The sequence below is a fragment of the Paracoccus homiensis genome, from assembly GCF_900111675.1.
GTDB classification, from domain to species: Bacteria; Pseudomonadota; Alphaproteobacteria; order Rhodobacterales; family Rhodobacteraceae; genus Paracoccus; species Paracoccus homiensis.
On sequence record NZ_FOHO01000028.1, the window covers coordinates 1 to 17378 of the forward strand.

Consider the following 17378-nt stretch of genomic DNA (forward strand, 5'->3'; position numbering starts at 1 on the left):
GGAAAAATCGTATCGAGATCATGTTCGGCAGGCTCAAGGATTGGCGGCGTGTGGCGACCCGCCATGACCGATGCCACATGGTGTTCCTATCGGCCATCGCCCTCGCAGCGACCGTAATCTATTGGTTATGAATCCTGACACTAGGTCAGGAAGTTCGGCCCCGAGATCAGAAAACGGGCCTATGGTGCTATCGTTCCTGGCTCGGGCTGCGGTCGCATGTCGATGAGATCCAAATTCGCGTAGGCGGACGCTGGTGTTATCTATGGCGCGCCGTTGATCAGCTCGGCCAATTGATCGATTTTCGGCTGACGGCGCGGCGAAATGCCAAGGCTGCGAGGGCGTTTCTGCGGCAAGTCCGAGAGGCCGTTCGCCTGTATCACCCCCTGACCATCGTCACTGACGGGGCGCACAGCTAGCCGCCATTGCGGTCGCGGGCGACGACCTTGATCTGGGGCTGTCTCCGCAGCCATGCCTCGACGGTCGCCGGCTCCCTGTCGGGCGGTAGGTCGATCACCTGACGTCGCTCGAGATCGCAGATCAAAGTGCCGTAGCGCTGGCCGCGCCGTCATGCCCTGTTGTCGATGCCGATCACTCGCGGGGCGCTGACCGGCGGCCTCATCGCAATGCGGACGCTGCGCAAGAAGGTGAGCAGCGGCATCGCCACGATGGATGAAATCACAAGCCAATCGAGGAGACTGCAATGAAACAGTATGTTGGACTGGCCGTATCGCAGAAGAAGACCTCCGTCAGTGTTGTGGATGAGACCGGGCGGCCCACCTATCAGGGTCGCGGGGCCTCCGACCCCGGCGCCTTGGCAGCGCTGTTGGGGAAGACGGCGCCGCATGCCGAACGCATCGGCTTCGAGACCGGTAGCACGTCAAGCTGGCTGTGGCATGAACTCCGACGGATCGGCCTGCCGGTGGTTTGCATCGACGCCCACCACGCTCTCATTGTGGATGAATAAAAGCGACGAGAATGACGCTCGCGGGCTCGCTGAACTGGTCCGGATAAGCTGGTATCGAGAGGTCGCGGTAAAGAGCGAGGCCAGCCAGCATGCCAGATCGCTTCTGATCACTCGGTCACGCCTGGTGCGGATCCGGCGCGATCTCGAAAACCAGGTGCGCGCCATGTTGAAAGAGTGCAGCCTGATCTTTCCCCGCTCGATCGGCGGACAGTTCCGGCGCCGGGTGGAGGAGGTATCGGGCGAAGGACATATCCTTTGGCCAGTGCTGCTGCCACTGATCTCTGTCCATTCGAATGTGTGTGGCGAATTGGACGGGCTTGATCGGAGAGACCGCCACCTCGCACGGGAAGATGAAACTACCCGACGGCTTATGACGGTTCCTGGCATCGGCGTGGTGACGGCGCTTACGTCCCGCGATACGATCGACGATCCCTCGCGTTTCCGCAGCGCGGCGACGATTGGTGCCTACCTCGGCCTGACTCCGCGCCGCAAGCAATCCGGCGAAACTGACGCCAACGGCCGCGTGTCGCGATGGGGAGACCGAATGCTGCGAACCTATCTGTTCGAGGCGGCCCGCGTCCTGCTACAGCGGACAAAAAAAATTGTGCGCCCTGAAAGCACCGGGCCTCTGCCTCGCCAAGCGCAGCGGCATGAAGAAGGCCCAGGTCGTTGTCGCTCGCAAGTTGGCAGTAATTCTCCACCGCATCTGGGTCGACGGGACGGTCTTCGAATGGGGGAAAGAGCGACCTGCATTGTCGACGCCTGATCCGACCCTGAGATTGCAGGCCTGACACCACGCCTGTGACGTCCCGCCGGGACGGTGGGTGCGGTGACCTCGTTCAATCGGCTGCAGGCCAGCAAGGCACCTATGTTGCGTACGTTGAAGGCACCTGAACTGAACACCAACATGAGGCCATGAGCCCGGCACTGACAATGAAACAGGCTTGACGAAGAACCACAATTGAAGGGCCGATTCACATTTACGGTACTGGGACGGCTTCGGTCAGGGATGACCGAAAGATGAAATCAGCCGGGAAGAGTACAGATTTTGGTTGGGTTCCGCTGTCGATCCATTCCAGTAGCAGATTTCCTGCAGTAGTACCCATGCGGCTATGCGGCACCCTGACGGTGGTCAAAGCAGGCGAAACCGCCGTAGCCAGATCGATATCGTCAAATCCGGTGATCGACAATTCATCTGGAATAGCCAGGCCCAAACGCCTTGCGCCACGCATGGCTCCTGCTGCAAGCACATCGTTGCCGCAGATCAAGGCGGTGGGTCGAGTGCGCCGGGCAAGCAATCGAAGGGCGGCCGTCTCGCCGTCTTCCAGACTATAATCACAGAGTACGACATCATCTGCGGCAAGTTCGCAGCCATTTTCCGCAAGCGTCGATGCAACGCCACTCAGCCGGGCCTTCGCGCGGTCATTTCCTATAGTGCGACCGCTTATATAGCCAATCCGGCGATGTCCGAGTTCAAGCACATGCCGCGCGACTTCGGCCGCCGCCGCCGCATTGTCGAAGCCGACGCTGAGATAGGGCAGGTTGTCAGGGTGGGACCACATCAAGGCAAAAGGCACGCGCCGCGACGTCAGCAGCTCATAGACCTCGGGCGGTCGTTCATTTCCGATCAGGGCGATACCGTCGACACCGCGCGCCAGCATCGTGCGTAACTGTGCCTGTTCCTGATCTGGCGCATATTGCGATGTGGCGACGAGCAGGGTCACGTTACGCGCAGCCAAAGTTTCCTGAAGGGCCTGAAGTGCTTTGGCGAAGATTGCGTTGCTCATTGTCGGAATGATCGCGCCGATGGTATTCGTGCGGCGTGACGCAAGGACCTGGCCGCCGAAATTAGGTGTGTATCCCAAGGTTTTGACGGCCGACGCGACTGCATTTCGCGTGCCTTCGCGTACGCGTTCTGGTGTGTTCAGACTGCGCGAGACTGTCGCGGTCGAAACACCGGCAAGGCGGGCCACATCCTCGATGGTAGGAACCTTGTGGGGTGTTCCCCCGCCGCCTGAATTTATCGTCATGTGTGCAGCTCCGAGATGAAGGGCAGTATCAAAAGTAAGCGCTTGCATTGCAAGATGTAAGCGCTTACAACAACCTTGCTGAGGCGATTCGAACACATGGGGAGGTGTCGATGAGCGGGTCTTCATTAATCACATATGGTCTGTCGTCGCTGCTATTTGGAAGCTTCACTGTCAATTTGCTTCTGGGGAAAAGCGGCGGGGCAATCATCGGCAACTTGGCAGAAATGCTTCTGCTGGCTGGATCGGTGGCCATGTTCGGTATTGGCACCTTGATAAGCGAGGCCAGAGGCAAAAGCCGAGATTAACAGTTCCAACGGGAGGAGGCGGAACAATGTTGATGGAAGAAGAAAACGCGTGGAAGCGACAGGCGTCGCGCCGGAATTTTCTGAAGCTTAGCAGCGCAGGAGGATTTACGGCGGCAGTCATGGCTGCTGCGTCGGGATCGTTGTGGTCCAGCGAAGCCAGTGCCCAGACCGCAAACGAAGAACGTGACCGCGAGAATGCTGCGGATCAGGTGATGACGTTGGCGACGGCATATACCATGTTCGCCGATCGCAGTTATCCGATCATGCAACTTGATATGAAGGAGAACCTTCAAAATCTCAGCGAGGGTCGGATCTATGTGAAACTGGCGCCAGCGGGCCAATTGGGCTCTGCCAATGAGTTGGTCCAGAAGGTGCAGTCCGGCACCATTCAGGCCGCCCAGCATTCGATTGCGAATTTCGCGCCCTACGCACCGGTCGTCGATTTGGTCAACATGCCCTATCTGTGCGGGACCAATCAGCGCTTTACCAATCTTGTGCGTTCGCAGAAATGGATCGAGACCGTTCATCCGCAGGTCGAGGCGCGCGGCTTCAAGCCTCTGTTCTACGCCAGCATCGATCCACGCTGTGTCGCCTTGCGCGACAGCATCGAAGCGCCGGTGCTGACGCCGGATGACATGCGCGGCATCAAATTCCGTGTGCCGGGGTCGGAGATCATGCAGATGTATTATCGCATGGTTGGTGCAAATCCGACGCCGATCGCCTGGGGCGAAACGCCCTCGGCCATCCAGCAGGGCGTGGCGGACGCCCTCGACCCCTCGCCGGGTGCGCTATATGTCTTTGGTTTCAAGGATATGCTGAGCCATGTCACCTTTACGCAGGCGGTGCCCGATGCGCAGGTCTATTCCTGTAATCTGGAATGGTATCAGGGTCTGCCAGATGATCTGCGCGAGGCAGTTGATTTCGCGGCCACGGTGACGGCCGATCAGAACCTTGCCAAGGTCCCTGCAGCCCGCGGCTATGCCATGGCAGAGCTTGGCAAAAGCGGCGTGCAGTTCCACACGCTGGACGACGATCAGATGGCACAGTGGAAAGAGGCCGGCGGCTATCAGCGCGCCGAATGGGATGAGGTCAAGACCCATCTGGCCGGGTCCATGGCCGAGTTCGACCAATTCGTTGAAGCGGCCTCGACCGACGGTCGCGCCTATGTTCACGACACCTGAGCGGTGCGGGCCGCGCTGAGCCGCGGCCCTCTTTCCTTCGCAAAACGAAACCTCGGAAACGACTGCCTGCGGGCGGACGGAGGAGAAGTATGTTTCAACTTCTGGACAAGAACATCGAGCGATGGGCGCTGTTGATCTTCTATCTGATGCTGGTCGCGACCATGACCATCGAAGTGATCCGGCGCGAGCTGTTCGCCTATTCCTCGATCTGGGGTGAAGAGATCGTCCGCTACAGCTTCATCTATCTGTGCTGGATCGGCGCGGCGGCAGCAATCCGCGAACGCGCGCATATCCGCATCGACGTGATCCTGAACTATCTGCCGCCGCGTGGCCGGGCGATGATCTATATCTTCGGCGATCTGGTGACCCTGGGTCTGGCGGTTCTGGCGCTGTGGCTGGCCATCGACACGGTCGAGGTGTCGTGGAAATTCGGCTCGGTCAGCCACGGGCTTCGGGTCTCGATGGTCTGGTTCCTGATGGCGGTGCCGATCGGGTTCTCGCTGATGATCTTCCGTCTACTTCAATGCCTTGGCCGGGACCTGCGCGATTTGCGTCAGGGCAATCCCGTCTATGAAGGCGAACGTCTGTTCGAGTGAGGTCCCGCTATGCTTTGGCAACAAATGGAACAGGGCGCGGTGGCGCTGGATTGGACCTTCTACCTGCCCGTGCTGGTCTTTGTGCTTCTGGTCGCGCTGGCGGTGCCGGTCTGGGTCGCGATCGGCTCGGCGGCGGTGCTGCTGCTGTTGACGTCGCAGGTCCTGCCGCTGTCGCTGGTGGGCGAGGGGCTGTTTTCGGGCATCGACCATTTCGCCCTGACCGCGATCCCGCTGTTCATTCTGACCGGCGACGTGCTGGTCCGCACCGGCCTCAGCCGCAAGTTTCTGGACGTGGCCGAGGCGCTGACAAACTGGACGCGCGGCGGTTTCGGCTCTGCGACGGTGCTGGTCTGCGGCATGTTCTCGGCGATTTCAGGATCTGATGCGGCGGGCGCGGCAGCGGTCGGTCGCATGACCATCAACCGGCTGGTCGAAAGCGGCTATCCGCGCCCCTATGCCTGTGCGCTTGTCGCCGCAGGCGCCTGTACGGGCATTCTGATCCCGCCCTCGATCGCCTATATCGTGATCGGACTGGTTCTGGGGATCTCGGCCTCGACCCTGTTCCAGGCGGCGCTTATTCCCGGCGTCATCATCCTTGGGTCGATCCTGCTGACGAACACCATCGTCAATCGCCGCCATGCCTATGAGCAGGGCAACGCCCTGAGCTTTGGTGAATGGCTGGCCAATCTGGGGCGCACGATCGCGCAGGGCTGGTATGCCTTCATCGTGCCGGGGGTCATCTTCTGGGGCATCTTCAGCGGCCGTCTGACCCCGACCGAGGCAGGTGCCACCGCCGTCACCATCACCATCATCCTGGGTTTCATTCTTGGCACCCTGAGGCTGTCGGACTTTCCTTCGATGATGGTCAGTTCAGCCAAGGTGAACGGGGTGATCGTGCCCATCATCGCGATGTCGCTGCCGCTGTCGCAGGCGCTGTCCGCGATGGGTGTGCCGCAGGGCTTTGTCTATACCATGACCTCGCTCAGCAGCGAGCCCTGGGTGATGATCCTGTGCATGATCGCAATCCTGATCCTGGCGGGCTGCGTCATGGAAACCACGCCGAATATCGTCATCCTTGCCCCCCTGCTGAAGCCCCTGGCCGACAGCATCGGCATGAACGATATCCAGTTCTGCGTGATGATGATCACCGCGCTGGGTGTCGGGTTCATCACGCCGCCGCTGGGGCTGAACCTGTTCGTCGTCGGCGGCCTGACCGGAGAATCCATTCTGCGGATCTCGGCACGCGCCGTTCCCTTCGTCCTTTGCATGCTGATCGTCGTGCTGCTGATCGCCTATCTGCCGGTCGTCTCGACGCTGATGCTTCCCGATAACCTGAAATAAGAGGATCACAATGTCCGTCACCTATCTCAAGAAAGCCGCGCGGCAATCCACGACCGATGCCGGTGAAACGCGCGAGATCGTGCAGAACATTCTGACCGAGATCGAACAGGGCGGCGAAGACGCCGCACGCAAATATGCCGAGAAATTCGACCGCTATGACGGCAATATCGTTCTGACCCGTGATGAAATCGATGCGGCTTCGGCGCAGCTGAGCCAGCAGTTGAAGGACGATATCCGTTTCGCCCATGACAACGTCCGCCGCTTTGCCGAGGCGCAGAAAGACACGATCCGCGATTTTCAGACCGAGATTCAGCCCGGTCTGATCCTTGGTCAGAAGGCGATCCCCTGTAATGCCGCGGGTTGCTATGCGCCCGGCGGACGCTACAGCCATGTCGCCTCGGCCCTGATGACGGTGACCACGGCCAAGGTCGCGGGTTGCGGTCATATCTCGGTCTGTTCCCCGCCGCGTCCCGGTGTTGGTCTGAATCCGGCCATCGTCTATACCGCCGATCTGTGCGGTGCCGATCAGATCCTTGCCCTCGGGGGCGTTCAGGGCATCGCCGCAATGGCCTTTGGCCTGTTCGGCCTGCCGCAATCGGATATTCTGGTCGGCCCCGGCAACCAGTTCGTGGCCGAGGCCAAGCGGCTTCTGTTCGGTCGGGTGGGCATCGACATGTTCGCGGGTCCGACCGACAGCCTGATCCTGGCCGACAAGACCGCCGACCCCGAAATCGTCGCCTGGGATCTGGTGGGGCAGGCCGAGCATGGCTACAACTCGCCTGTCTGGCTGGTGACCGATGATCGCGCATTGGCGGAAAAGGTCATGGCCCGCGTGCCAGATCTGATCGCCACATTGCCGGAACTGAACGGCAAGAACGCCGCCGATGCCTGGCGTGACTATGCCGAGGTGATTCTGTGTGACACACGGGAAGAGATGGCCGCGACCTCGGATCGCTATGCGCCCGAACATCTGACCGTGCAGGCGCAGGATCTGGATTGGTGGCTGAACCGGCTGTCCTGCTATGGCAGCCTGTTCCTGGGCGAGGAAACGACAGTTGCCTTTGGTGACAAGGCGTCGGGCACCAACCACGTGCTGCCGACCTCGGGCGCGGCGCGCTATACGGGCGGGTTGTCGGTTCACAAATACATGAAGCTGGTCACCTGGCAGCGCGCAACGCGCGAAGGTGCCAAGCCAATTGCCGAAGCGACCGCCCGCATTTCACGCCTGGAAGGCATGGAAGGGCACGCCCGCACCGCCGATATCCGGCTGGCGAAATACTTCCCCGATGAACAGTTCGACCTGACCGCGCAAGAGGTGCCCGCGTGACGCCCTCTCTGTCGGTCGAGGGTCGTATCGCCTGTGTGACCGGGGCCAGCTCCGGCCTTGGTCGCACCATCGCGCAGGCGCTGGTCGCGGGCGGGGCAAGGGTGGTCACTGTCGCGCGGCGCAAGGCCGATTGGTGCGACGGCACGTCTTCGGTGGCGATCTCGGCGGATCTGTCTGATCTGAAGGCGGTACCCGATATCGCGGCCGAGGTGGCGGATGTCTTTGGCGCGCCCGACATTCTGGTCAACTCGGCGGGCGTGAACATGCGCCAGCCGGCCGATCAGGTCACCATGGACGGCTGGTTGACGACATTGGATCTGAACCTGTCGGTGCCGTTCTTCCTGGCGCAGGCGATGGTGCCTGCAATGCGCGAAAAGGGGTGGGGCCGGATCGTCAACTTCGCCTCGCTGCAAAGTCAGCGGGCCTTTCACGGCGGCATTGCCTATGGTGCGTCCAAGGGCGGCATCACCCAATTGACCCGCGCCATGGCCGAGGCGTGGTCGCGTGACGGGATCACGGCCAACGCGCTGGCGCCGGGCTTTTTCCCGACTGAACTGACCGGCCCCGTTTTCGGTAATCCCGAGCTGTCCGCCCGCAATGCCGCGCAGACCTGTATCGGTCGCAACGGAGAGATGGAGGATATCATCGGCCCCGCGCTGTTCCTGTGTTCGGATGCGTCGGGCTATGTCACCGGTCAGGTTCTGTGCGTCGATGGGGGGTTCACCGCGAAATGAAGGCGCTTGTCTATACCGGCGTGAAGCAGCTTGACTTCATCGACCGTCCCGATCCGCAATCACAGGCGGGTGATGCCCTGATCCGGGTCGAGGCCGTGGGCATCTGTGGCTCGGACATGCATGCTTGGGCAGGTCATGACGATCGCCGTCCTGCGCCACTGATCCTTGGTCACGAGGCCGCCGGCACTGTCATCGATGGCCCGATGACGGGTCAGCGGGTGACCGTCAATCCGCTGGTCACCTGCGGTGCGTGCCAAGCATGCACAAGCGGACGGGACAATCTTTGTGCGACGCGGCAGATCATCTCGATGCCGCCGCGCGAAGGCGCTTTCGCAGAATTGCTGACCATGCCCGCCCGCAACCTTGTCGCGGTGCCGGATCATGTTTCGCTTGCTGCCGCGTCGCTGGCGGAACCGTTGGCCTGTGGCTGGCACGCGGTGCGTCTGGCGCAGAAGGCATTGGATATACCTCTGGCGGCGGCGCGCTGTCTGGTCATGGGCGGCGGCGCCATCGGCCTGGGGGCTGCACTGGTCCTGCGGGCCATGGGTGCAGGACAGATCATGGTCGCCGAAACGTCGGCGGCGCGCAGGGCGATTGTCGGGGCGCAGGACGGCATCACCGTTTTTGATCCGATCAGCGATACAGCACCGCAGGATGTGGATCTGGTAATCGACGGTGTCGGCTTTGGTGCAACCCGCGCCGCGGGCAGTCAGGCCCTGCGGCCCGGCGGCGTGTTCATGCATATCGGGCTTGGCGATACCGCACCGGGTCTGGATATCCGGCGCGCGACCCTGCAGGAACTGACCTTCATCGGCACCTATACCTATACCGCGCAGGATTTCCGCGACACGGCCCAGGCTATTTTCGAGGGGCGCCTGGGCGCATTGGATTGGGCCGAGGCCGCGCCCCTGTCAGACGGCGCGCAGGCGTTTCGATCCATCGCAGATGGTCAGGTTGCAGCGCCCAAGATCACGCTGCTGCCGCAAGCCTAGTCCAGCGTGACGCGATAGCTGAAACGATCGGTGCGATACAGACTGCGGCGACGCTCGATCGGGCGTCCCAGGATATCGAAAGCAAGGCGCTCGACCTGAAGAAGGGGGGCGCCTTCGCTTGTGTTCAGGGCCTTGGCCTGAACGGCATCGGCGGGGGTCGCGGTGATGCTTTCATCCGCTTTAAGAACGATGCAGCCATAGCTTTGCTGATACAGGATATACAGCGCACTGGGCAGCGGGGCACGATTGTCGATCCCCGCAAATAGCGGTGCCGGAACGACCGAGGTCTCAATCGTGCTGTTGATCCCCTGAAGGCTGCGGATGCGGCTGATTTCATAAACTTGGGCGGGTTTGTCGAACAGCAGTGCCTGCTCTTCTGACGTTGCCGGGCGCTGTGTGACCTTTTCCTCGATCAATTCGGGTCGGACGATTTCGCCATTCTGTTCGCGCAGGCGAAAGAAGTTGAACAGCGAGCTTTCCGGCGTTCGCGCGGTCACGAAGGTGCCGCGCCCCTGTTCGCGGCGCAGGATGCCGTGCTGTTCCAGCATCATCAGCGCCTTGCGGGCCGTGCCCTGAGATACGCCGACCTCGGCGGCAAGCTGCATCTCACTGGGCAGCATCCCCCCCGGCAGCAATTCACCCGCCGCGATTCGCGCAACGATCGTGTCTATGACCTTTTGATAAAGCGGCTGTGTCATTCCTGACGTCCAATGCTGTCGTTTTCCCGTGATTATCACGTCAGATCATTCCGGCACAATACTTGTATATCTAGTCTTGTATAAGACCTGTTATACATGTTAGGAACCGACTCGAGGAATTCATGCCATTACGCAAGGGAGGATCCTTTGAGCATTCCGCAACTTCTGGTCCACGATCACGAGGATAACGTCGGCGTCGTCGTCGTCGAAAACCTCAGCGCGGGCACCGACATGCTGTGCGTCGTCACGGCTGACAATTCGGATTTCCGCCTGACCGCCAAGGCCGATATCCCCATCGGTCACAAGGTCGCGCTGAAGCCGCTGAAAACCGGCGACACGGTCGTCAAATACGGCGAGGACATCGGCAAGATGGTCGGTGACGCCGAGGTGGGCGGCCACGTCCACACCCATAACTGCAAGACGAAACGGTGGTAAGAATGGCTTTGGATTTCAGCAATACGACCGTCAAGGCATGGCGCCGCGAGAATGGCCGCGTGGGTGTCCGCAATCACGTCCTGATCCTGCCCGTTGACGATATCTCGAACGCCGCCTGCGAGGCTGTGGCCAACAATGTCAAAGGCACGCTGGCCATTCCGCATGCCTATGGCCGCCTGCAATTCGGCGAAGACCTGGACCTGCATTTCCGCACCATCATCGGCACCGGCGCGAACCCCAATGTTGCCGCCGTGGTCGTCATCGGGATCGAGCCCGAATGGACCAAGGTGATCGTGGACGGCATCGCCAAGACCGGCAAGCCCGTCACCGGTTTCTCGATCGAGCAGAAGGGCGATTTCGAGACGATCCGTCAGGCCAGCTGGAAGGCCAAGGAATACGTTCACTGGGCGACCGAGCTGCAAAAGGAAGATTGCCCGATTTCCGATCTGTGGGTATCCACCAAATGCGGGGAAAGCGACACGACCACTGGCCTGTCGTCCTGCCCGACCGTCGGCAACATGTATGACAAGCTGCTGCCGCATGGTCTGTATGGCTGCTTTGGCGAAACCTCGGAAATCACCGGGGCCGAGCATATCTGCGAAAAGCGTGCGGCAACCCCCGAGGCAGCGGCCAAGTTCAAGCAGATCTGGCAGGCCTATTCCGATGACGTGATCTTCGCGCATCAGACCGACGATCTGTCCGACAGCCAGCCCACCAAGGGCAACATCCTGGGCGGCCTGACCACGATCGAGGAAAAGGCGCTGGGGAACCTGGAAAAGATCGGCAAGACATCCAGCTATATCGACGCGATGGGTCCGGCCGAAACACCGTCCAAGGGTCCGGGTCTGTATTTCATGGACAGCTCCTCGGCGGCGGCGGAATGCGTCACGCTGATGGCGGCCGGCGGCTATGTCATCCACACCTTCCCGACCGGGCAGGGCAACGTGGTCGGCAACCCGATCGTTCCGGTCATCAAGATCTCGGGGAACCCGCGCACGCTGCGCACCATGTCGGAACATATCGATGTGGATGTGACCGGCGTTCTGACCCGCGAACAGACCATCGACGAAGCCGGCGACGCGCTGATCGACATGATTATCCGCACCGCAAACGGTCGCTCGACCGCGGCCGAGGCCCTGGGCCATCGCGAGTTCTCGATGACAAAACTATATCGCAGCGCCTGATCGCGCCGCGCGGCGCCGGCCCTTTGAGGAGGGGGCCGGTGCTTGCCTTGAACATCGGTAGCCTCGCTGTGACGCGGGGGACCTAATTCATAAACGGGAGGATTGGACATGCTTGGATCTGGAAAGTGGCGTCATCTGCTCGGCGCGATGGCAACGACGCTGACGATGTCGGCCACGGCGGCGTTTGCGTGGCCTGATGGGCCGGTGAACTATATCATCCCCTTCAATGCGGGCGGTGAAAGCGACATCACGGCACGCTATCAGCAGCCCTTTTTCAAGAAAACGACCGGTCAGGACCTGATCGTGCAATATCTGCCGGGGGCAGGGGGTGCGCAGGCATGGTCCGGGCTGAACGGCTATAATGGCGATGGCATGACGATCATGGGCACCAACCTGCCCCATATCGTGCTTCAGCCGATGTTGCAGGACCCCGGCTATCAGACCGGCGACATCACCAATGTCTATATGTTCCACTTTACCCCTGACGCGCTGCTGGTGCAGAAGGACAGCCCGTTTCAAAGCGTGCAGGACGTGATCGACGCCGCCACCCAGAACCCGGGCGCGGTCATTGCGGGCGGCACTGGCACCAATTCGGCCAATCATGTCGCCAATCAGGTGTTCTCGAACGAAACCGGTGTGCAGACCACCTACATCCCCTATAGCGGCACCGGCGCGACCGAATCCGGCCTGCTGGGCGGAGAGGTCGACGTGCTGTGGGGCTATACCACCGTGGCCGCGCGTCAGGCCGATGCCGTGCGGATGCTGGCCGTCGCGACCGAGGAACGCCACCCGCTGTTCCCCGATGTTCCGACTTTCAAGGAACTGGGGATCGACATGGTCGGCGGCGCCTATCGCGGAATCGCGGTTCCGTCCTCGACGCCTGAAGAGCTGCGTCAGCAATTGTCTAATACGATCGGCCAGATCAACGCCGACCCGGAATTCCGCAAGCGGATGGAAAACGACGGCTACGCCGTGATCGACGTCCCCTATGCCGAGATGGACGCGTTCATGGCCGACCGGCAAGCGGCCTATGAAAGCGTGGCCGAGCAGCTGAAATCCCAAAACTGACCGGAAGACTGCGCGTGGCGGCGCACGTGCCGCCACGCATAAAGGTTGATTCAACTCAGTTCGTTGGGAGAAATCATGGCTGACCCACTTGGCATCCTTCTGACTGCCCTAAGCCCCATGAACCTTATGCTGGCGCTGCTGGGTGTTCTTGCAGGTACCGTGATCGGCGCCTTGCCGGGGCTTTCCGCGACCATGGCGATCGCGGTTCTGGTGCCGTTCACCTTCGTGATGGACCCTGCTTCGGGGCTGATCATGCTGGGGGCGATCTATACCGGTGCGATATATGGCGGCGCCTTTGCTGCCATTCTTGTCAACACGCCCGGCACGCCTTCGGCCATTGCGACAACCTTCGACGGCTTCCCGATGGCCAAGCGCGGCGATGGTGATCTGGCCGTGACCCTGGCCACCATAGCCAGCGTGGTTGGCGGCCTGGTCGGTGCGATCCTGCTGATGACGCTGTCGCCGAAACTGGCGACGCTGGCACTTGCGTTTCAATCGACCGAGTATTTCTGGCTGGCCATCCTAGGTCTGACGCTGATCGCCACGCTGTCGCAGGGCAATGTGGTCAAGGGGATGATCGGCGGCATGTTCGGGCTGTTCCTGTCGATGATCGGCGTGGCCGTCATCGGCGGAGATGTGCGTTTCACCGGCGGAATGCCCTCGATGCTGGGCGGCATCGACATCGTTGCGGCGCTGATCGGGCTGTATTGCATTCCGGTGTTGATCAACATGGTCGCCTCGGCCGGTCAGCATCTGGAACCCGCTCCTGCCCGTGGCTTTCGTTTCTTCGAGGCGCTTGGAATTGCACTGCGCGACTGGGTCAATCTGCTGCGCTCGTCCATCATCGGGACGCTGGTGGGGATCCTGCCGGGGGCAGGGGGCTCGATCGCGTCGCTGATTTCCTACGCCGAGGCCCGCCGCGCGTCGCCCCGTTCAGAAAATTTTGGCAAGGGCGAGCCCTCGGGGCTGTTGGCGACCGAAAGCGCGAATAACGCCACAGTCGGGGGCGGCTTTATACCGACGCTGGTTCTGGGTATTCCGGGCACGCCGCCCGATGCGGTGATCATGGGCGCGCTGATGGTTCAGGGCATCCGCACCGGCCCGGCCCTGTTTCAGTCGGGCGACGGCACGGTCTATATCTTTATGGTTGGCCTGCTGGTCGCGACATTGCTGATGCTGCCGACCGGGTTGATTGTCGGGCGCTATGCGTTTCGTTTCATTGCCAATGTCCCCAAGGCGATGCTGGTCCCGCTGATCGCCTATATGACGATCGTTGGCAGCTTTGCGATTCACTCGAATCCGCATGATGTGTTGGTCATGGTTGTGATGGGCCTGATCGGCTGGGTTGCGGCGCGAGGCGGCTATGGCGCCTCGCCGATCGTCCTTGGGCTGGTCTTGGGCCAGATCGCCGAACAAGGCTTTATGCGGGCCTGGATGATAGGCGGCGCAAGGGGCGATTTCGCAGGTCAACTGCTGTTGAACCGCCCGATCAGCTGGGGGATCGTGGCGCTGATCCTGCTGACGCTGTGCCTGCCTCTGCTGCGCAGACAGCGTCAGGCGCGGCCCGCACCCGCGACGATCCCAATTGGTTCACGACCCGACATGCCCGGATTGGCTGGCGCAGCCATCTTCCTGACGCTGTCCGTCTGGATCCTGGCTCAGGCACAGGCCCTTAGCACCATGGCTGCTGCATTTCCCCTGGCCGTCGGTATGGCGATGGCGACGCTGTCGTTGCTGCAAATTCTGCGGTCGTGGCGTGGATATGCCACGACGGACATGGAGGCGGGCAGCGACGATGCCACAGGTCGTGGCGCGGTGCTTGCTGTGACGATGTTGCTGTGGGCGCTGTTGTTTCCGGTTTTGGGCATGTTCACGACGTCGCTGACCGCCTGCGCGGTTCTGACCATGACGGGCCAGTTCGGGCGACCAAGGCTGAGGCAACTGGCGATCTATAGCTTAAGCGTTCTTGTCATGGTCAGTGCATTCTACCTGCTGATGGTTCGGGTCCTGAACATCCCGATGCCCGTTGGCCTCCTCCCCTGATGATCGAAGAAAGGACCAAGATGTCACGCATCGTTATCTCCGAATTCATGGATACGGATGCCGTCGCGCGGCTGTCTTCGGCCGCAGAAACGATCTATGAACCCGATCTGGTCGACAGACCTGGCGACCTTCGTCGTACCGTCGATGAAGCTGAGGTGCTGATCGTGCGCAACCGGACCCGAGTGGACGCAGAACTTCTGGATGCCGCGAAGGGGCTGCGGGTGGTTGGGCGTCTGGGCGTCGGGCTGGACAATATCGACCTTCAGGCCTGCAAGGACCGTGGCATCGCGGTCTGGCCAGCGACCGGGGCGAACGATCTGGCCGTCGCGGAATATGTGATGACCAGCGCACTGATGCTGTTGCGCGGAGCCTATTTGGCCAGCGATCGCGTGACCGTAGGCGAATGGCCGCGCCAGTCCCTGATCGGTCGCGAACTGTCAGGAAAGGTGATGGGCTTGCTTGGCTTCGGCGCGATAGCGCGCGAGGTTGCCATCCGCTCGCGGGCCCTGGGCATGTCTGTCATTGCCCATGATCCACATTTGCCTGCGAATGATACCGCTTGGCAGAACGCGCAAAGCGTCGGTTTTGATCGGCTGTTGCAAGCGGCGGATGTCATCAGCCTGCATGTGCCACTGACACCGCAGACCTGGCATGTGATCGACCGTACCGCGATTGCGAAGATGCAGCCGCAGGCTGTGCTGATCAACGCTGCGCGCGGGGGCGTCGTCGATGAGGCTGCATTGGCTGCGGCCCTGCGCGATGGAAAATTGGGCGGAGCAGCACTCGATGTGTTCGAGACCGAGCCGCTAAGCGCCGAGCATGGTGCCGTCTTTGCTGGGATAGGTAACCTCGTTCTGACGCCGCATGTTGCCGGCGTCACAGAGGAATCCAACGTGCGCGTCAGCAACCTGATTGCTGACAAGGTGCTGAACCATCTGAAGGAAAGGGTCTGACCCATGGCTGTTCTGACCTTGCCGCAAGCCCATCAGCTTGTTGTCGAAACCCTGATCCGATGTGATACCTCACCCTCGAATGCGGCCTCGGTTGCCCGCGCCCTTGTCGCGGCGGAAGAAGCCGGGCAGGCAGGGCATGGTCTGCGGCGTGTCCCAGCCTATGCAGCGCAGTCCGGCAGCGGCAAGGTGGATGGCAAAGCCGTCCCCACGCAGCATCAGGCACGGCCCGGAACGCTTCTGGTCGATGCACGCTACGGTTTTGCCTATCCCGCGCTTGATCACGCGGTGGATTGGCTGACCAAGACGACACTGCGACAGGGTATTGCGGTTGCGGGAATTACCAACTCGCATCACTGCGGGGTCGCCGGCGTCACGGTTCAGCGTCTGGCCGACGCGGGTCTTGTCGCGATGATGTTTGCCAACGCTCCTGCGGCGATGGCGTCTTGGGGTGGGCGGAGACCGCTGTTCGGCACGGATCCCATCGCCTTTGCGGCTCCGCGACCGAAGGGCCAGCCAGCGATTGTTGTCGATATCTCGTTGTCGAAGGTTGCACGCGGGAAAGTCATGGCGGCTGATCAAAAAGGCCAGCCGATCCCTGAAGGCTGGGCACTGGATCCTGCCGGCCAGCCGACGACTGACGCAAAAGCGGCTTTGGCGGGAACAATGCTGCCCATGGGCGACGCCAAGGGGACTGCGCTGGCCCTGATGGTCGAGCTGCTTGCCGCAGGCCTGGTCGGCGCGAATTTCGCACATGAGGCCTCATCGTTTTTTACCGCCGAGGGTCCTCCGCCGGGGGTGGGGCAATTGATCCTTGCGATCGATCCAGGTGGCTTTGCCCAAGGGGCAGCCAGGCATTTGGCAGATGTCGCGCGTGCATTGGAGGGTGAGCCTTGCGAGCACGGGTCCTCGCAAGTGCTATTACGGATTGATGACCTTGCCCGCGCTGTCGAAGAGGATCCCGGCGCGCGACTGCCCGGCGCAAGGCGAAGCCAGCTTGCCCGCCACGCTGCGCGAAATGGTATCGAAGTCGACGATGAACTTCTGGCTCAGATCGCGGCTGTCGGACTGCCAGCTGCTGCCGGTAGATGAGTGCGTTTTTAGCGCTTCGCCTTCGAGAGCATGGTCTCGGTCGTGATTGTCACGTGCCCCGGCAAGCCCTTTGGCTGTTGGTGTTTGTTTTGTCGCATTTGATGGGTGTGTCTGATCGTGGTTGAGTTTCAGAAGATATTGGTAGCCAATCGTGGTGAGATTGCGATCCGTTTGATGCGTGCGGCGAATGAGCTGGGCAAGCGGACGGTTGCGGTCTATGCCGAGGAGGACAAGCTTGGTCTGCACCGGTTCAAGGCCGACGAGGCTTATCGGATCGGTGAGGGTCTTGGTCCCGTGGCGGCCTATCTGTCGATCCCCGAGATCATCCGCGTGGCCAAGGAAAGCGGGGCGGACGCGATCCATCCGGGATACGGCCTTCTGTCGGAAAACCCCGAATTCGTCGATGCCTGCGCGGCGGCTGGCATCACCTTCATCGGT

19 protein-coding genes and 2 pseudogenes are annotated in these 17378 nt (G+C 61.3%); 18 read left to right on the forward strand and 3 right to left on the reverse strand.

Going from position 1 to position 17378, the window contains the following annotated elements; genetic code table 11:
• Positions 1–131, forward strand: a pseudogene (locus BMX67_RS19435) (IS5/IS1182 family transposase); the annotation flags it as partial.
• Between the two features lie 102 nt (positions 132–233).
• Positions 234–416, forward strand: coding sequence for a transposase (locus tag BMX67_RS19960; RefSeq protein WP_245739530.1), 183 nt, complete (start codon positions 234–236; stop codon positions 414–416).
• Here BMX67_RS19960 and BMX67_RS18805 read toward each other — a convergent pair.
• A pseudogene (locus BMX67_RS18805) lies at positions 416–646 on the reverse strand (transposase); the annotation flags it as partial. The gene BMX67_RS19960 and the pseudogene BMX67_RS18805 overlap by 1 nt on opposite strands.
• 54 nt (positions 647–700) lie before the next feature.
• Here BMX67_RS18805 and BMX67_RS19815 point away from each other — a divergent pair.
• Both BMX67_RS19815 and BMX67_RS18810 read left to right on the forward strand, forming a co-directional pair.
• Positions 701–964 carry a hypothetical protein gene (locus BMX67_RS19815; RefSeq protein WP_217645919.1) on the forward strand — a complete coding sequence of 88 codons (264 nt, stop codon included), beginning with the start codon at positions 701–703 and terminating at the stop codon, positions 962–964.
• Positions 957–1730 (forward strand): transposase, encoded by a 774-nt coding sequence (locus BMX67_RS18810; RefSeq protein WP_217645920.1) that lies wholly within the window; start codon positions 957–959, stop codon positions 1728–1730. The genes BMX67_RS19815 and BMX67_RS18810 overlap by 8 nt, the downstream gene beginning before the upstream one ends.
• Before the next feature lie 214 nt (positions 1731–1944).
• Here the strand turns inward: BMX67_RS18810 and BMX67_RS18815 are convergent, their stop codons facing one another.
• Positions 1945–2994, reverse strand: a complete 1050-nt coding sequence (locus BMX67_RS18815) for a LacI family DNA-binding transcriptional regulator (RefSeq protein WP_090738219.1) — start codon at positions 2992–2994, stop codon at positions 1945–1947.
• 110 nt (positions 2995–3104) lie between these two features.
• Between BMX67_RS18815 and BMX67_RS19820 the strand changes: the two genes are divergently transcribed.
• The 7 genes from BMX67_RS19820 to BMX67_RS18850 all read left to right on the forward strand — a co-directional run bounded on the left by BMX67_RS19820 (position 3105) and on the right by BMX67_RS18850 (position 9470).
• Positions 3105–3299, forward strand: a complete 195-nt coding sequence (locus BMX67_RS19820) for a hypothetical protein (RefSeq protein ID WP_139206582.1) — start codon at positions 3105–3107, stop codon at positions 3297–3299.
• Between the two features lie 32 nt (positions 3300–3331).
• Positions 3332–4480 carry a TRAP transporter substrate-binding protein gene (locus BMX67_RS18825; RefSeq protein WP_090738222.1) on the forward strand — a complete coding sequence of 383 codons (1149 nt, stop codon included), beginning with the start codon at positions 3332–3334 and terminating at the stop codon, positions 4478–4480.
• Between the two features lie 89 nt (positions 4481–4569).
• Complete coding sequence (locus BMX67_RS18830) at positions 4570–5076, forward strand: TRAP transporter small permease (protein ID WP_090738199.1); 507 nt, start codon at positions 4570–4572, stop codon at positions 5074–5076.
• Positions 5077–5085: 9 nt separating this feature from the next.
• Positions 5086–6417, forward strand: coding sequence for a TRAP transporter large permease (locus BMX67_RS18835; protein ID WP_090738201.1), 1332 nt, complete (start codon positions 5086–5088; stop codon positions 6415–6417).
• 10 nt (positions 6418–6427) lie between these two features.
• Positions 6428–7744 (forward strand): histidinol dehydrogenase, encoded by a 1317-nt coding sequence (gene hisD / locus BMX67_RS18840; RefSeq protein WP_090738203.1) that lies wholly within the window; start codon positions 6428–6430, stop codon positions 7742–7744.
• Positions 7741–8478, forward strand: a complete 738-nt coding sequence (locus BMX67_RS18845) for an SDR family NAD(P)-dependent oxidoreductase (protein ID WP_090738205.1) — start codon at positions 7741–7743, stop codon at positions 8476–8478. Before hisD ends, BMX67_RS18845 begins: the two co-directional genes overlap by 4 nt.
• Positions 8475–9470, forward strand: a complete 996-nt coding sequence (locus tag BMX67_RS18850) for a zinc-dependent alcohol dehydrogenase (protein ID WP_090738207.1) — start codon at positions 8475–8477, stop codon at positions 9468–9470. Before BMX67_RS18845 ends, BMX67_RS18850 begins: the two co-directional genes overlap by 4 nt.
• On the opposite strand, the gene BMX67_RS18855 is transcribed toward BMX67_RS18850, so the two are convergent.
• Positions 9467–10168 carry a GntR family transcriptional regulator gene (locus BMX67_RS18855; protein WP_090738209.1) on the reverse strand — a complete coding sequence of 234 codons (702 nt, stop codon included), beginning with the start codon at positions 10166–10168 and terminating at the stop codon, positions 9467–9469. The genes BMX67_RS18850 and BMX67_RS18855 overlap by 4 nt on opposite strands.
• Before the next feature lie 147 nt (positions 10169–10315).
• Here BMX67_RS18855 and BMX67_RS18860 point away from each other — a divergent pair, with 147 nt between their 5' ends.
• The 7 genes from BMX67_RS18860 to BMX67_RS18890 all read left to right on the forward strand — a co-directional run.
• The gene (locus BMX67_RS18860) at positions 10316–10603 is read left to right on the forward strand and encodes a UxaA family hydrolase (protein WP_175479988.1); all 288 of its coding nucleotides are present in this window, start codon (positions 10316–10318) and stop codon (positions 10601–10603) included.
• A 2-nt stretch (positions 10604–10605) separates the two neighbouring features.
• A complete protein-coding gene (locus tag BMX67_RS18865; RefSeq protein WP_090738213.1) occupies positions 10606–11787 on the forward strand; it encodes a UxaA family hydrolase in 1182 nt (393 codons plus the stop codon).
• A gap of 147 nt (positions 11788–11934) precedes the next feature.
• Positions 11935–12855, forward strand: coding sequence for a tripartite tricarboxylate transporter substrate binding protein (locus BMX67_RS18870; protein ID WP_090738225.1), 921 nt, complete (start codon positions 11935–11937; stop codon positions 12853–12855).
• A gap of 75 nt (positions 12856–12930) precedes the next feature.
• Positions 12931–14898 (forward strand): tripartite tricarboxylate transporter permease, encoded by a 1968-nt coding sequence (locus tag BMX67_RS18875; protein WP_090738215.1) that lies wholly within the window; start codon positions 12931–12933, stop codon positions 14896–14898.
• A gap of 20 nt (positions 14899–14918) precedes the next feature.
• Entirely contained in the window at positions 14919–15851 is a 933-nt protein-coding gene (locus BMX67_RS18880) for a hydroxyacid dehydrogenase (protein ID WP_090738227.1), read from the forward strand.
• A 3-nt stretch (positions 15852–15854) separates the two neighbouring features.
• Positions 15855–16940, forward strand: coding sequence for an Ldh family oxidoreductase (locus BMX67_RS18885; protein ID WP_090738217.1), 1086 nt, complete (start codon positions 15855–15857; stop codon positions 16938–16940).
• A 117-nt stretch (positions 16941–17057) separates the two neighbouring features.
• Positions 17058–17378 (forward strand): biotin carboxylase N-terminal domain-containing protein (locus tag BMX67_RS18890; RefSeq protein ID WP_139206583.1); only part of this gene is annotated, 321 nt, incomplete at its 3' end.

Coding starts and splice junctions, on each gene's coding strand:
- BMX67_RS18855 (WP_090738209.1), bottom strand. CDS start 10,168: ATGACACAGCCGCTTTATCAAAAGGTCATAGACACGATCGTTGCGCGA.
- BMX67_RS18885 (WP_090738217.1), top strand. CDS start 15,855: ATGGCTGTTCTGACCTTGCCGCAAGCCCATCAGCTTGTTGTCGAAACC.
- BMX67_RS18830 (WP_090738199.1), top strand. CDS start 4,570: ATGTTTCAACTTCTGGACAAGAACATCGAGCGATGGGCGCTGTTGATC.
- BMX67_RS19815 (WP_217645919.1), top strand. CDS start 701: ATGAAACAGTATGTTGGACTGGCCGTATCGCAGAAGAAGACCTCCGTC.
- BMX67_RS18875 (WP_090738215.1), top strand. CDS start 12,931: ATGGCTGACCCACTTGGCATCCTTCTGACTGCCCTAAGCCCCATGAAC.
- BMX67_RS18850 (WP_090738207.1), top strand. CDS start 8,475: ATGAAGGCGCTTGTCTATACCGGCGTGAAGCAGCTTGACTTCATCGAC.
- BMX67_RS18880 (WP_090738227.1), top strand. CDS start 14,919: ATGTCACGCATCGTTATCTCCGAATTCATGGATACGGATGCCGTCGCG.
- BMX67_RS18810 (WP_217645920.1), top strand. CDS start 957: ATGAATAAAAGCGACGAGAATGACGCTCGCGGGCTCGCTGAACTGGTC.
- BMX67_RS18815 (WP_090738219.1), bottom strand. CDS start 2,994: ATGACGATAAATTCAGGCGGCGGGGGAACACCCCACAAGGTTCCTACC.
- BMX67_RS18825 (WP_090738222.1), top strand. CDS start 3,332: ATGGAAGAAGAAAACGCGTGGAAGCGACAGGCGTCGCGCCGGAATTTT.
- hisD (WP_090738203.1), top strand. CDS start 6,428: ATGTCCGTCACCTATCTCAAGAAAGCCGCGCGGCAATCCACGACCGAT.
- BMX67_RS18835 (WP_090738201.1), top strand. CDS start 5,086: ATGCTTTGGCAACAAATGGAACAGGGCGCGGTGGCGCTGGATTGGACC.
- BMX67_RS19820 (WP_139206582.1), top strand. CDS start 3,105: ATGAGCGGGTCTTCATTAATCACATATGGTCTGTCGTCGCTGCTATTT.
- BMX67_RS18865 (WP_090738213.1), top strand. CDS start 10,606: ATGGCTTTGGATTTCAGCAATACGACCGTCAAGGCATGGCGCCGCGAG.
- BMX67_RS18870 (WP_090738225.1), top strand. CDS start 11,935: ATGGCAACGACGCTGACGATGTCGGCCACGGCGGCGTTTGCGTGGCCT.